16 protein-coding genes are annotated in these 12,422 nt (G+C 49.6%); 6 read left to right on the forward strand and 10 right to left on the reverse strand.

Annotated features, from left to right (window positions below):
- Positions 1-46: 46 nt before the first annotated feature.
- The 3 genes from CCY01nite_RS12210 to CCY01nite_RS12220 form a co-directional block, all read right to left on the reverse strand.
- Positions 47-1,150, reverse strand: coding sequence for a class I SAM-dependent methyltransferase (locus tag CCY01nite_RS12210; RefSeq protein WP_146861690.1), 1,104 nt, complete (start codon positions 1,148-1,150; stop codon positions 47-49).
- Between the two features lie 75 nt (positions 1,151-1,225).
- Positions 1,226-1,432 carry a helix-turn-helix transcriptional regulator gene (locus CCY01nite_RS12215; protein ID WP_146861693.1) on the reverse strand — a complete coding sequence of 69 codons (207 nt, stop codon included), beginning with the start codon at positions 1,430-1,432 and terminating at the stop codon, positions 1,226-1,228.
- Positions 1,429-1,839 (reverse strand): hypothetical protein, encoded by a 411-nt coding sequence (locus tag CCY01nite_RS12220; RefSeq protein ID WP_146861696.1) that lies wholly within the window; start codon positions 1,837-1,839, stop codon positions 1,429-1,431. Before CCY01nite_RS12220 ends, CCY01nite_RS12215 begins: the two co-directional genes overlap by 4 nt.
- 162 nt (positions 1,840-2,001) lie before the next feature.
- Between CCY01nite_RS12220 and CCY01nite_RS12225 the strand changes: the two genes are divergently transcribed.
- Entirely contained in the window at positions 2,002-2,904 is a 903-nt protein-coding gene (locus tag CCY01nite_RS12225; protein WP_146861699.1) for a hypothetical protein, read from the forward strand.
- 77 nt (positions 2,905-2,981) lie between these two features.
- Here the strand turns inward: CCY01nite_RS12225 and CCY01nite_RS12230 are convergent, their stop codons facing one another.
- From CCY01nite_RS12230 to CCY01nite_RS12255, 6 genes are all read right to left on the reverse strand, one after another.
- Complete coding sequence (locus CCY01nite_RS12230) at positions 2,982-3,476, reverse strand: thioredoxin family protein (protein WP_146861702.1); 495 nt, start codon at positions 3,474-3,476, stop codon at positions 2,982-2,984.
- A gap of 39 nt (positions 3,477-3,515) precedes the next feature.
- The gene (locus tag CCY01nite_RS12235; RefSeq protein WP_146861705.1) at positions 3,516-3,965 is read right to left on the reverse strand and encodes a methyltransferase family protein; all 450 of its coding nucleotides are present in this window, start codon (positions 3,963-3,965) and stop codon (positions 3,516-3,518) included.
- Positions 3,962-6,115, reverse strand: coding sequence for an alpha-N-acetylglucosaminidase (locus CCY01nite_RS12240; protein WP_146861708.1), 2,154 nt, complete (start codon positions 6,113-6,115; stop codon positions 3,962-3,964). The genes CCY01nite_RS12235 and CCY01nite_RS12240 overlap by 4 nt, the downstream gene beginning before the upstream one ends.
- A 104-nt stretch (positions 6,116-6,219) precedes the next feature.
- On the reverse strand, positions 6,220-6,660 hold the full coding sequence (locus tag CCY01nite_RS12245; RefSeq protein WP_146861711.1) for a YqgE/AlgH family protein: 441 nt from the start codon (positions 6,658-6,660) through the stop codon (positions 6,220-6,222).
- Between the two features lie 5 nt (positions 6,661-6,665).
- Positions 6,666-7,043 carry a VOC family protein gene (locus CCY01nite_RS12250; RefSeq protein WP_146861715.1) on the reverse strand — a complete coding sequence of 126 codons (378 nt, stop codon included), beginning with the start codon at positions 7,041-7,043 and terminating at the stop codon, positions 6,666-6,668.
- A gap of 93 nt (positions 7,044-7,136) precedes the next feature.
- The gene (locus tag CCY01nite_RS12255; protein ID WP_146861718.1) at positions 7,137-8,165 is read right to left on the reverse strand and encodes a right-handed parallel beta-helix repeat-containing protein; all 1,029 of its coding nucleotides are present in this window, start codon (positions 8,163-8,165) and stop codon (positions 7,137-7,139) included.
- A 234-nt stretch (positions 8,166-8,399) separates the two neighbouring features.
- On the opposite strand from CCY01nite_RS12255, the gene CCY01nite_RS12260 reads away from it, so the two are divergent.
- From CCY01nite_RS12260 to CCY01nite_RS12280, 5 genes are all read left to right on the forward strand, one after another.
- Positions 8,400-8,726, forward strand: coding sequence for a hypothetical protein (locus CCY01nite_RS12260; protein ID WP_222614374.1), 327 nt, complete (start codon positions 8,400-8,402; stop codon positions 8,724-8,726).
- Positions 8,727-8,867: 141 nt separating this feature from the next.
- The gene (locus CCY01nite_RS12265; protein WP_146861724.1) at positions 8,868-9,062 is read left to right on the forward strand and encodes a hypothetical protein; all 195 of its coding nucleotides are present in this window, start codon (positions 8,868-8,870) and stop codon (positions 9,060-9,062) included.
- Between the two features lie 62 nt (positions 9,063-9,124).
- Complete coding sequence (locus tag CCY01nite_RS12270; protein ID WP_146861727.1) at positions 9,125-9,373, forward strand: hypothetical protein; 249 nt, start codon at positions 9,125-9,127, stop codon at positions 9,371-9,373.
- A gap of 48 nt (positions 9,374-9,421) precedes the next feature.
- Positions 9,422-10,552, forward strand: coding sequence for a glycoside hydrolase family 43 protein (locus tag CCY01nite_RS12275; protein ID WP_146861730.1), 1,131 nt, complete (start codon positions 9,422-9,424; stop codon positions 10,550-10,552).
- Positions 10,553-10,589: 37 nt separating this feature from the next.
- The gene (locus CCY01nite_RS12280; RefSeq protein ID WP_146861733.1) at positions 10,590-11,390 is read left to right on the forward strand and encodes a hypothetical protein; all 801 of its coding nucleotides are present in this window, start codon (positions 10,590-10,592) and stop codon (positions 11,388-11,390) included.
- Between the two features lie 20 nt (positions 11,391-11,410).
- On the opposite strand, the gene CCY01nite_RS12285 is transcribed toward CCY01nite_RS12280, so the two are convergent.
- Positions 11,411-12,421 carry an NAD(P)-dependent alcohol dehydrogenase gene (locus tag CCY01nite_RS12285; protein ID WP_146861736.1) on the reverse strand — a complete coding sequence of 337 codons (1,011 nt, stop codon included), beginning with the start codon at positions 12,419-12,421 and terminating at the stop codon, positions 11,411-11,413.
- Between the last annotated feature and the right edge of the window lies 1 nt (position 12,422).

The following is a 12,422-nucleotide window of genomic DNA, read 5'->3' on the forward strand; positions in this document are numbered from 1 at the left end:
TATCATTATAAAGTTAACGTATCAGCAATTGTCAGATCGTTAAAAATTAGCAAATCATTCCCCTGGCAAGCGTGAAACCTGCCAGCTCCTTTTGTATATCTCCTTTTCGTTGGACGAAAATTTTCAATTTTGCGCCGATGTCATTGAGAAGACTATGGATGGCGATCGCTTTTTCCGGACTGGCAAAGGAATTGTTTACAGCATTTTGTTCAAGCATTCTTAAATAGTCCATTAGTCCAAGGGAGCGCAGAAAGTAACCCTGTTCCGTGAATCCACAGCATTCCAGTCCGTTTTTTAAACCCCAGTGATTCAATGCGGAGAAGTTCACATGTGCTGTAATATCCTGCTCTCCTATATGATGATATGGGTCATCATTTACCTGGTGTCCATGATAACACATCAACGTACCCCTACACCTGTATTCACGGTATAGCTCAGCAGAGGGATAGCCGTAATCAATAGTCAATACAAATCCTTTCTCCAGCGATTGGGCAATTTCCCTGATCCAGTCTATTGCCTGCAGATTGATCTCTGTGCGGAAACCTTTGGGTAAAATTATCTGTAACTGCTTCAAATAATCTTTAAGCGCTTCCGATGCCGGCCGCAGCAATTCAAAAAAGCCGTCCTGATAGCCTACAAACACTTCCATAAGTTCATCGTCCATAACAACCTCGTGAACCGAAAAATTATCCAGCAATTCATTAGATAAAACGCAGCCCGTGAATTTACCAATATCAGCGATGGAATCATACCAGTCTACCTTTCCCGATAGATGGGCCCTTTCCCTCTTCCGCATGGATGAGCTTTTCTCAATTATGCAATATTGCAGGCGGTCGTAAAATGGCGGGTTGTTTTTCAGATAATTGAGCAGATCATGGCAAAGCGCACCTGTTCCTGCCCCATATTCAACAATGGTAAATGCTTCCCGTCCCGTAAGGTCCCACATTTCTTCCAGCTGCCGCCCGATCATGGCGCCAAAAACAGCAGTCAGATTCGTACTGGTGTAATAATCTCCTTTTGCGCCGATTTTATTGCGTTCAGAGGTGTAATATCCCAGTTGCGGATAATACAATGCCATTTCCATAAAATCCCGGAAGGCAATAGGCCCGTTCCTGCTGATCTTTTCTTTTATGATTTCGGAAAGCTGCATGCTGCTGATCTTTGATCAGCATAGAACACAAAAACTGTGCAAGTAGATGTCGCCAGCCGGTGCATCCTCTTTTTACTACAGCCAATCCTCATCTTCCAGCTCAAAGAGCTCGTCAGTTTTGCATTTGAGCACTTTCGCGATTTTGAAAGCCAATACAGTAGAAGGAACAAAGCGTCCGGCTTCAATGGCAATGATCGTTTGCCGGGCTACTTTTACTTTTTCCGCCAGTTCCGCCTGCGTCAGATTCAGCCTTGCCCGTTCAACCTTTATCAGATTCTTCATTCTCCTGCATTTAAAGCCGTCTGGTGCTTCAGGTAATAAAAGTAGCCAGTGGCGATCAGTAATGTCAATGCCAGGAACTGATAAGCGGAAATGGACAGGAGGATATCGTGCTCACGTTTCAGGCGCCAGTTCAAAAAAAGATAATTGTACAGATGGGTAATGGAAAACGCGACGATCAACGCTCTCGCCAACGCTTTGAATTTCAGGCTTCGGATCATTTCATCATCCGTCCTTTCCCTGGAAAAGAAAATGAAAACGAGCCCCCAGCTTAATCCTGCGGCCAGTTCATTGAAATCAAAAATGCCTTTCTTTTGGTGCTGAAGGAAAAAGCTGATGATCCCGCCAGTGATGATCAGCAGCCCCAATATTTTAGTCCACCAGGAATAGGGGAAGGGATTTTGCTTCATAATGTAATTTTTACGTTACCAAATGTAACGTATGCTTTACATTCTTCAAAATTATTCTTGAAAACGCCACATTTAAATAGTTTGCATCATGTCCAAATGGCTTCCAACGTATTTTGGTAACTTAGCGCATCGTCAATCTATTTATCCGATAAAATAGTATCTATGAAAGTGCGTGTTATTAAATTGATGGCTTGTCTGTTTCTTATGGCTGGCATCGTGGGAACTGCCTGCGAGAATTCAGCGCTTGATGACGCTCCTGCAATACCCGAAGAAGGAGTCTTCAGGCCGGACACCGGCCAGTACATGCTACCTGCTATTCAAAATATGCCGGACTATTGGCTGACAAGTATTAGGGACAAAGATGGATATATACTTGATAGTTTTACCTACTATCCATCCGGGCATGTAAAGGCCTATTACACTTATGATACGTTATTTAAATACTATTTCATGGAGCTGTATGAATATGACGAAAGTGGTCGTTTGAAACGCAGTATATCTGGGGTCAATCATAACTACAATGCGGCATTGACTTACAGATATATTGGAGATGACACTCTTACCGTTTCTACAGGTACCAATATTCCAACCATTGTAGACCAGATATTTAAGTTCGCGTATAATGATAATAAGCAAATAACATGGCTGAAATGGAACAAACATGCTGATCCGAATTTTCCCAAGTCAACGATCAGCTATGAAGACGGGAACCTTACGCTATTTCGTATCCGGTATTATGATGGTCTTACAGGTAATATAGTTAACAGTGAATATGAATACAATACATTAAGTAACCCCTATGGATCCATACTTTGTTCTCTCCCTTTTTACAGGTTGCTCATTCGGGGAGGAGTCAGTACTATAAATTCAGCTTCCCCATATATCCGGAGCAAGAATTGTGTGGCTAAACAAACCGTTTATATCAGTAACGGTAAGATCGTGATATATAACTATACCTACACAAAAGATGAATTTTCAAATTTTCCGCTTACCAGGACAAAAGATGGGGATGACAACGTATTCGATCGGACGTATCAGACTTATCACTATATGCGCAAACCATAGTTTCTTCAGAAGACCATAAGGGTTTCTACATCGCTTTTTTATTCGATTGGCAGATATGAAAAGATCCCCGAATATTTTCAATTAGATGCTGCCGGTTTCAATGCAGCCGGTGCCCAATGCTTGAAAAACTGCAAAACTTTCCTGCTGCTATGCCCTTTCCCTTCTTCCAGGTACTCCGAGTTCTGCGTATGGATCCGTTCACCTTTTCCGTTCAGGATCACAAAAACCGGAAAGCCGAAACGCTCCGGATGCCCGAGCGATGCAAAGACCGCTTCGTTCTTGTTTTCCTGGCTGTAGTTCACATGCACTACTTCATAATTCTGTTCCAGGTAGTTTTGTAAAGTGTCGTTGGATTTAACGAGCTTGTCGAATGCAATGCACCAGCCGCACCAGTTACCGCCCATTTGCAGGAAAACGTGCTTGCCGGAAGCGGCGGCTTTCTTTACTGCGGCGTCGATATCTGCCCGGGCGTCTGCCTGTGGATTGTAAAGGGTAGGTTTGGCCGCTGTTTGGGCAAAGCTGGCAGCGCTCCATAAGAGGAGGCCGCAGAGCAGGAGCGTTATTTGTTTCATGATGGTTGATTTTCGGGCAGAAGATAGTGAAAAAATGATTCACAGCCATCGCCGCACCCGCTTTTTATATTGTGCATATTCATTTCCAAAAATGGCTTCCAGCGCCTTTTCTTCCGGCCTGATCTGGAACCTTGTGATGAATACTATAAAAATAATGATCCCCGAAGCGGATGCCCAGTTCCCGAGGAATATCATCCACGCGAAAAGCATTATCACCATTCCCAAGTAGACAGGGTTTCTGGTGAATTGATAGATACCTGCCGTTACCAGCGCGGTTGACTTTCGCAAGGAATCTTTATCCGGCCGTACCGTTGTACGGTGTTTCAGTAAAGTACGCATGCCCGCCCATGCGATACATAATCCCGCAAGCAGGATGATCCAGCACAAAAGCATACCGTAAGGAAGCGTGAAGCTGCATTGCGGCAAAAGCCTCGCTACCAGCCACATCAATGCACCTGATGCCAGTAGTATGATGTCCGGTGAGATCATGTTTGAAAGTTACGGAATGATGCTCTAATGAAGCTATTGTACTTCCGGTAGAGCGCATGCGCGGCATCAATGGGATTTCCTTCCGGCTGGTCAATATACGTTTCACGGCCGTGCACCCAGTTCCATTCCCATTCCCGTATGTCGTTTTCGAACGCCACGCTATCGAAACGCAGACCCGTTTCCAGGGCTTCGATGGCTTTTTGAACGAACCGCTGCCACCGCGGCAGGTAAAAGCCTTTCATCATGCCGTTCCATTGCCGGGCAGTATAATCATTGAGCCAGCATTCCTTGTTTCCCCACAACGTGATGAGATTGCGCGCGTTCCTTTCATAGAGCACTGCTTCCGCGGCGTTTGCCGCCCGCTTTTTGGCGGCGGTCAGCCACGCGCCCAGCAGGAAGTGCTTATTGGTGGCCAATAGCCGGTCAAGATCCTCGATGATCTCCAGGAAACGGTGGCTATGGGTTTTGAAAGCCGGCAGGTCTTTTTTCTCAAAATCAGCCGTGAATTGCCTTTGCAGCGCATCCGCATAATTTGCAAGCGCCTGCCGGGTCACGTCTATAAGGTCATATTGAAAACCCTCCGTGCAAAGCTCTTCCGAAGCCATCAGGAGCCTTTCCCAGGCAGGAAAGAAATCCGCATCGTCATACACCTTATGCGGGTCCACTACGCGGGCGCTCGCCTTGAAAGTGGGCCGGGCGCAGATGATGGACTTCGGTGTGCCATAGGTAAGCCCCCCGCCGTAAGCGGTTTTCCAGAGGATCATCCAGGCGATGCGGGCATTTTCGTTTTCTTTTCCGTACCGGCGTCTCGCGTAATCCGCCAGCCATTGTTCCGGTACGATCGGCTGGTTTTTCCAGACGTTGTCCAGCATCAGCTGGTAGATGACCGGGTTTTGCTCAATCCCTTCGGGCATTATGCCGATGCCGGCCAGGTTACCGGCTTCCGGATCTTCCAGGAGCCGCGCGGGCGTATTGGCCACCTCGTCCATTCGCCCGAACATCCCGGTGGCGCCGCCGAAGTTGTGCAGCATGTTCCAGATCCAGGGCTTGCCGTAAAAGGCTTTCGATTTGTTCCATGCCGGAAATGTTTCACTGAACGTGTCGAGAATGATCATCCTGTCGTCCGGCACGGCGGTGAGCACCGCTTTTATTTCATCCGCCTGCCAGTACAGGTAATCTTCCACGAACATCCATGCCTGCATGACCCATACCGCTTCCGGGTCTGCGGCGGACATGGATTCGTATATCCGCATGCTGATGTCGCGAAGGAAAGCCGGTTCAATGCCTTGGGGAATATTTTCATTGAAGGTATCGGCGGAATACAGGTGGTCGGTGCCATAAGCTTTGGTTTGTTCTTCTATGAACATCCGGCCGATTTCTGTGAACATCGGTTCAGCGGGATCGAGCACATGCACCGGCGGAAAATTTACCCACTTTGTGGTCCTCAGCTTTGTGTGAGGATATTTTGTTTTAAAGGAAGGCGGAACATGGCCCGTGAATGCGGAGAGCACCGGCGTCATGCCGAGTTCTCGTTGCCGTTGGAGGATCTTTTGCTGCAGGGTTTCCTGGGCAGCCATCCAGGATGCCGGTAAAGGTCCATTCCATCCATCCAGGTTTCCCATCCACGACCAGCTGGTGTAGCCTGGCCCGCTGAAGAAATCTTCCAGTTCCGCGTCTGTAAATCCAAGCCTGTTGTACACCCTTTTCCAGATGATGCTTTGTCCCGCCAGCGCCAGCGGCATGTTGATGCCATGCAGCGCCATCCAGTCGATCTCCCGCTCCCAGCGTTCCCAGTCCCACCAGCTCATGGAATAGTTGAAGGTGACGTTGTTCAGATAGCTTCGCTTTTTGTAGGGGGATGTGGCATGGACTTTTTGAGGAACCTGCGGCAGCATATCCGGCAGATGGAGGTTGACGCCGTTCCAGCTTATATCGCAATGCGCATAATGCCTGAGATAATGATGGAGCGCGCTGGCGACGGACACGCCATTGTTTCCCCGCAGGATGATCTTCCCTTGCCTGCTTTCAATCTCAAAAGCATCGCGATGGTCATTGCTCCCTGGCGGTTCCACAACGAATTGGTCTGCATGTGCGGGGATGATGCGCTTTATCAAATGTTCCGCCGCTGTGCTGTTCAGTTCCGGTTTCAAAGGATGTTTGCTGGGTTTAGGGTATGGCGGGCAATTTGAATGCCAGTTTGATTATTACAACAAACAGCTCCCCCAAAGAAAATTATATGATCGGCACCGTGCATTCAAAGCAACATCCCCCCTTCCAACACCTCCCAGCTCCCCTCCGCTATCTCCGCATCCAGCTCCCCATCATCCCATCCGCAATAACCAATAAATATCCTGATATCATTCCCGGTAAGCGTATGCTCATCAATATGCTTCACCGCCGCTTTAAAATCCCCGCCCAATAAAATTCCGGCATCTACCGGCGTTCCCCCTTCAATCAGATCAGGCCGCCGGTGCACAAAGTACAGATGCTCCTGGTCTACGGGCCCGCCGAGGTACAGGGGAAATGGAATGATGTGCTTGAATTCTTCCAGCTCATTCAGCTTGCGGGGAAAGGGGTTGTTGATCACGAATCCCATCGCCCCCTTATCATTATATTCCACGATGAATATTACGGACCGCTCAAAGAAAGTGCCGTCCAGCAGCGCGGTGCTTTTTAAAAAAGTACCCGGCTTCATACCTGTCAGGATGTAAGGTTGAAATGAGGATTATAGATCAACCCGATAATGTTGCCCCAGGGGTCTTTCACCTTCGCTACGATGATATCGCCGCCCACGTTCCTGGGCGCTTCATACGCCGTTGCGCCGGACGCAATGAACCTGCTGACGGTTGCGTCCACGTCGTCAACGCCCCAGTAGGGCACAACGCTTTCCGCTTTGTCGTTTACAGGGTTTTCCTCCGGCTGCAGCCCAAGCTCATACCCGCCGATATTGAATCCCACATAAAACGGTTCATCAAAATAAGGCGGCGTGCCAAATGCATTTGTATACCATTCTTTGGCGGCGTTGATATCGCCTACGCGGTAGATGGCGGTGCGGAGCCCAAGTATCTTGTTTTTCATCGTACAATATTAGGCATTATTTCCGCAGGGCGTCTTGGCAGGAGGAATTCTTTTGCAGGCCGGACAAACATAACGCCGCCCGGCCTGAAATGATCAGTTAAGGGTATTCGGTACAAAGACGCAGTTGGCCGTATCCACCGCATATATCCTGTTGCGCACGATGTTAAACGCAAACCGGTTATTGTTGATAATGGAATTTTGCACATGCAGGATGTACGCGCCATACGCATTGTGATGAACATAGTTGTTATGCACGAATATGTTGCGGATTTTGGCGCTGGTGGATAGTTTCGCGTTCATTTCAATACCGTTCCCCACGTTATTGGAGATCTCGCAGTTGGTGATGTAGACATTCTGCGCGGTATCACTGTCCGGCTCAATATCAATACCATCCTGCGGCGGTGTGCCGTTCGTAAACGTCAGCAGGCAGCTGTCCACTTCCAGTCCGTTTACGCCGCCGATGGTCAGCGCCTGGCGGCGGTTGTTGGTGCTGGTCACTCTTTTGATGATCACGTCGCGGCTCACAACGGTTCCGCCGTTTTGCTTACGCGCTCCTACCACAACGCCGTCTCCCCAGCAATTGGAAATATAGGTGCGGTTCACTTTCACGTTCGTGCTGCCGTATATGGCGATTCCCATGCCCCATTCCCCGGTGGTGCCTGTATGCTGGTCGCGGTCACCAACGATCTGTCCGCCGAAGATGCTTACACCGCTGACAAATTCCGCGAGGATGGCATGATTGCGGGTAGAAGATGTTGGTCTTACGATCAGCTTGCGGGTAGTGTCGTACATGTAGAGGAACACGTTATCCTTCATCCTGATGGCCGTATCGGCATCGATGTAATAGTTGCCGGTGCGCACTCTCACCACACCGCCGCCAAGGCCGGCCATTGAATCGATCGCTTTTTGAAACGCCCAGGTATCGTTCAGCGCATCGGCGCCGTTAGCGCCTACATCGTTCACATATATTTCCGGCAGCGTCAGCAGTTCGTTACTGTTGTTGGAATTGGACACCTCGTCTGTCGATGCAGGCGTTTCCATTTTATAGCAGCTGGTACAGAACACCAGCATGATGCCGAGGAAAAGAAATATTTGTGCCGTGACGTATGTTTTCCGGTTCATAACAAATTGATTTTGGTTTGTAAATGAATAATAGATGGGCCTCGCCTGCAGGGCTGCGTTAAGGAATAGACAATCGGAAAGCGCCAAGGTAGTATCGTGTTTGAAAAAAGAATGATCGCATCTGGTATGCTAATTGTAATCTATGAGGCACAGTGATATTATTCAATACTAAAACCGATGTTTATGAAATCCATTCTTAAATTGACAAGCCTACTGCTGTTTACCGCCTTTGTTATGAGTTCATGCAGTAAAGATACCGACCCGGCGGATGTGGACGTATTTGCGGGCACATTCAGGGGTGACATAGGGTATACGGATGATGAAAAGAATATCTCGCAGGCCAATGGCAGCGTTTTCGTCACGAAAGTAAACGCGAATTATAATTTCAGATTTTCTGATGGCATACCGGACCTCACCGGCGTAGAGTTCAAACGCCAGGACGACAATACCATGGTGAGCGTAGGCTCCGATGGCACAGGCGTTATTACGATCAACAAAGACCGGCTGGTCATAGGATTTACGCGAAGCGGCAGAACGTGGAGCGCAGACTGTGGAAGATAACGAAGAATACATATAGCAACACCCGTGTTGGCGCAGGTCACACGGGTGTTGCCGTTTTGTCTACACATTTCCACGGATGATCTACACTTCAAATTTTCCTGCTTGCTGTTGGATAGCTTCGTACAGATAAACACATCTTTTATGAAAGCGTCAACAGAAAGAAAGATCATTCGCTGGCTGCACATATTATTGAGCATACCCATCCTGGGATATATCTACGGTCCTGTTGCTGCCATGCCGGCAGCCGCCAATGCCGTGCGGTTCGTTTTTCTTCCGGTAGTAGTGCTCAGCGGTTTCTGGATGTGGAAACGGCACTGGTTCAGGAGAAGGCGGTAATTGGAAGGATTTCGCGAAATTTGTAGCAGGAACGGTTTTTAACAACTTTAATACCTACTACGATGGACACAAGAATAACCATACCCAAGGGCGGCGATTTTTATCCTTTCGTTTTCGAGATATTCGAAAAAAAGGAGCCGGCTGCCATTCTTTATGAAGATAATGGTGTTACACGCGCCAACGGAATGATAGAAAGCATTTTTGAGCAGGACGGAAAACGGTGGTTGAAGATGGAGGATCAGACGGAGATCCGGCTGGACAAGCTCTACGCGATCAACGGCGTGTTCTCCGCCGATTATTCTGAATGCTGACGAGTTTGCTTTATTCATTATCTTAGCCACCCTGAACAACACAAGATAATGAAACGAATAGCAAACACCCTGTTGGGATGTTCCCTGCTGGCATTAACGGCCTGCACCGGCGGACAGCCTGCCCAAACCTATCAGAATCCCCTGCCGGTTGAATTCGGCGACCCTTATGTACTGCATGTAAAAGGCGACAAATATTATATGTACGGAACGGGCGGCGCCAAAAACGGCTTTGCTGCGTATTCCTCCACCGACCTGGTGAACTGGAAAAGCGAAGGCCAGGTGTATCATGCCTCCAACGAAAACGGCTGGAGCGATTCCACCGCCGCGTGGGGCGGCGCTTACTGGGCGCCTGAAGTGTATGCGCACAACGGGAAGTTCTATATGTTCTACAGCGCGCAATGGAAAGACAATCCCGGTAAAGAACTGGAAAATTTTCGTATTGGCGTGGCCGTGGCGGACAAGCCGACCGGCCCGTTCATCGACATGCAAAGCCAGCCTGTCTTCGATCCCGGCTATCCCATTATCGACGCCAACGTGCTGTTCGGGGAAGACGGCAGGATGTACCTGTATTATTCCCGCTGCTGCTACAAGCATCCCGTGGAAAGTGAAGTGGCCGAATGGGCGAAGCAGAAAGGCTGGTTCCAGGAAATAGAGGAAAGCTGGGTATATGGCGTGGAGCTGAAGCCCGATTTCAGCGGCACGATCGGTGAACCGGTGCTGTTACTGCGTCCTCCGGTGAAGATGGACGACAAGCAGGCGGAATGGGAAAGCCGCTCGGTGACATCGAAGGAAGTGAACCGCAGGTGGACGGAAGGCTCTGTCGCTTTCAAAAAAGGAGATACCTATTACATGATGTACTCCGCCAATTATTTCGGCGGTAAGAACTACGCAGTAGGATATGCCACTGCAAAAAGCCCCCTGGGCCCCTTTACGAAAGCCGCCAACAATCCCGTTTTGCAGAAAGATGTGGAAAAAGGCGGTGTGGTAACGGGAACAGGGCATAACAGCATTACATATTCCCCGGACGGAAAAGAAATGTTCTGTGTATATCACGCCCGCACCACTGCCACGGGTGACAAGCGCGTGGTGTTTATCGACCGGATGAACGTATCCAAAGACGGAAAACTTACCGTGGAAGGGCCTACTACAACCCCGCAACAGGCGCCCGGCGGGGAATAATAAACACTATGGCTTACAATTTGCCGTTACATGCCGGATGCAAAAGATCATACTGCTGCTGGTGGCATATTGTGCGCCCCTGATCGTCACGGGGCAACCATCCGGTGAGATATTTACCGGCAAGGAGGAAACGCATGTCTACGCCATCGGCAACAGGCGCATGACACTGAAAACCACCCGCTACGGCCAGAGCAGGGATGTTGTGATGCTCAGTCTTCATAGCAACGAAACCACTTCCATCTCCGCGGCGCGCAGCGTACTGGAAAGGAGCGGGGGCATCCTCATCTCCCTGGAGAACAACGGGGAGCGGTTCGTGACCTTTTCCCGGAGAGGCCGGTCTTATACATTCGATCCCAACCGGATATTTACGAAAACAGGCGTCAGGGCTACATTGCGGCAGCACAGCCGCCACCATGCGCGGGAGGCGGTCAGGAGTGTGGAGGGGCTGGCGCGCTTCCTGCTGCGGAAGATCCCTGCCACGGCGGTCCTCATCGCCCTTCACAATAATGATGATGGCGGCTGGTCGCTCGACTCCTACAAAGCCGGGAAAGACGCCGCCGGCATACATCAGCCCGAAGGGCAAGACCCCGATGATTTTTTCCTGGTCACCGACCGGCAACTTTTCCAGGCACTCCGCGCCGCCGGCTACAACGTGGTTTTGCAGCATAACAGGAGAGCGCATGACGATGGCTCTCTGAGCATTTATTATGGAAGAAAGCAGAAGGCTTATGTGAATGTGGAAGCGGAAACAGGCAAAATCAACGAGCAGGCCGCGATGATCGACGCGGTGGTGCGTATTGTAAACGGTAAATCTAAATTCAGAAACCCTGCAAAATGATATCTACCCCCGCGTATGGTTCAAATGTTAGCAGGCGCTTGATTTCTTAACGGCGCCTGTTGATCCTTTTCCCCAACCCGGATGATCACATTACCGGTTTTTTGCCCGGTTTCCACATACCTGTACGCCTCCACGATCTGATCCAGGGAATACTGTCTGTCAATAACAGGTTTGAATTGATGATCCTTCGCCAGTTGCCCGAGGAACTGCACATCTTCTTTCCTGATGCTGGGAATGGGAAACAACACCTTTTTTCCGCCAAACAACGGCGTGATCAGCGCGAGGAAAACATTGGCCGAGTTTTTTCCCAGCTCGGTGGATATGTAGATGCCTTTTTTGTTTAACAGCGGCTTGCATTGCCGGAAAGAGCTTTTGCCGACGGCATCGAATATGAAATCGAACCGCTGGCTGATCTTCGTAAAATCATCCTCCATATAACTGATCACAACATCAGCGCCGAGTGACCGTACAAGGTCCATGTTCTTTGTATTGCAGACGGCGGTAACCTTGGCCCCGAAATATTTAAGCAGTTGCACGGCAGCGGAACCGATGGCACCGGTAGCGCCGTACACCAGCACATGCTGCGGGCCGGAGATCTTTGCGGCGCGGATATTACCCAATGCGTAGTGCGCGCCTTCCGTCAGGGGAGCAGCTTCCTCATAGGTGAGATGCTCCGGTATCGTTGCAACGGCGCCGGTTTCCGCGATGGTGATGTACTCCGCATGCGCCCCGAATTTTTCATCGTTATACCCGAACACCCTGTCGCCAATCTGAAAGGAGGTAACATCGCTGCCGATGGCTTCCACCTGTCCGGCGAATTCGCAGCCGAGTGTGTGGAACCGGGGCCTGAGCAGGCCGCTCCAGAACCGCGATACGAAATATACAGCGCTCCTGAACCCGCAGTCCGTCCGGTTTACGGTGGTGGCGTGTATCTTTATCAGTATTTCGTTGGCGGCCGGTACAGGTTTATCTGTTTCTCCGACCGTTATTACTTCCGGTGGCCCGTAACGGGTGTAGATCGCTGCTTTCATG

Source organism: Chitinophaga cymbidii, assembly GCF_007992715.1.
Taxonomy (GTDB): domain Bacteria; phylum Bacteroidota; class Bacteroidia; order Chitinophagales; family Chitinophagaceae; genus Chitinophaga; species Chitinophaga cymbidii.

Coding starts and splice junctions, on each gene's coding strand:
- CCY01nite_RS12210 (WP_146861690.1), bottom strand. CDS start 1,150: ATGCAGCTTTCCGAAATCATAAAAGAAAAGATCAGCAGGAACGGGCCT.
- CCY01nite_RS12215 (WP_146861693.1), bottom strand. CDS start 1,432: ATGAAGAATCTGATAAAGGTTGAACGGGCAAGGCTGAATCTGACGCAG.
- CCY01nite_RS12220 (WP_146861696.1), bottom strand. CDS start 1,839: ATGAAGCAAAATCCCTTCCCCTATTCCTGGTGGACTAAAATATTGGGG.
- CCY01nite_RS12225 (WP_146861699.1), top strand. CDS start 2,002: ATGAAAGTGCGTGTTATTAAATTGATGGCTTGTCTGTTTCTTATGGCT.
- CCY01nite_RS12230 (WP_146861702.1), bottom strand. CDS start 3,476: ATGAAACAAATAACGCTCCTGCTCTGCGGCCTCCTCTTATGGAGCGCT.
- CCY01nite_RS12235 (WP_146861705.1), bottom strand. CDS start 3,965: ATGATCTCACCGGACATCATACTACTGGCATCAGGTGCATTGATGTGG.
- CCY01nite_RS12245 (WP_146861711.1), bottom strand. CDS start 6,660: ATGAAGCCGGGTACTTTTTTAAAAAGCACCGCGCTGCTGGACGGCACT.
- CCY01nite_RS12250 (WP_146861715.1), bottom strand. CDS start 7,043: ATGAAAAACAAGATACTTGGGCTCCGCACCGCCATCTACCGCGTAGGC.
- CCY01nite_RS12255 (WP_146861718.1), bottom strand. CDS start 8,165: ATGAACCGGAAAACATACGTCACGGCACAAATATTTCTTTTCCTCGGC.
- CCY01nite_RS12260 (WP_222614374.1), top strand. CDS start 8,400: ATGAGTTCATGCAGTAAAGATACCGACCCGGCGGATGTGGACGTATTT.
- CCY01nite_RS12265 (WP_146861724.1), top strand. CDS start 8,868: ATGAAAGCGTCAACAGAAAGAAAGATCATTCGCTGGCTGCACATATTA.
- CCY01nite_RS12270 (WP_146861727.1), top strand. CDS start 9,125: ATGGACACAAGAATAACCATACCCAAGGGCGGCGATTTTTATCCTTTC.
- CCY01nite_RS12275 (WP_146861730.1), top strand. CDS start 9,422: ATGAAACGAATAGCAAACACCCTGTTGGGATGTTCCCTGCTGGCATTA.
- CCY01nite_RS12280 (WP_146861733.1), top strand. CDS start 10,590: ATGCAAAAGATCATACTGCTGCTGGTGGCATATTGTGCGCCCCTGATC.
- CCY01nite_RS12285 (WP_146861736.1), bottom strand. CDS start 12,421: ATGAAAGCAGCGATCTACACCCGTTACGGGCCACCGGAAGTAATAACG.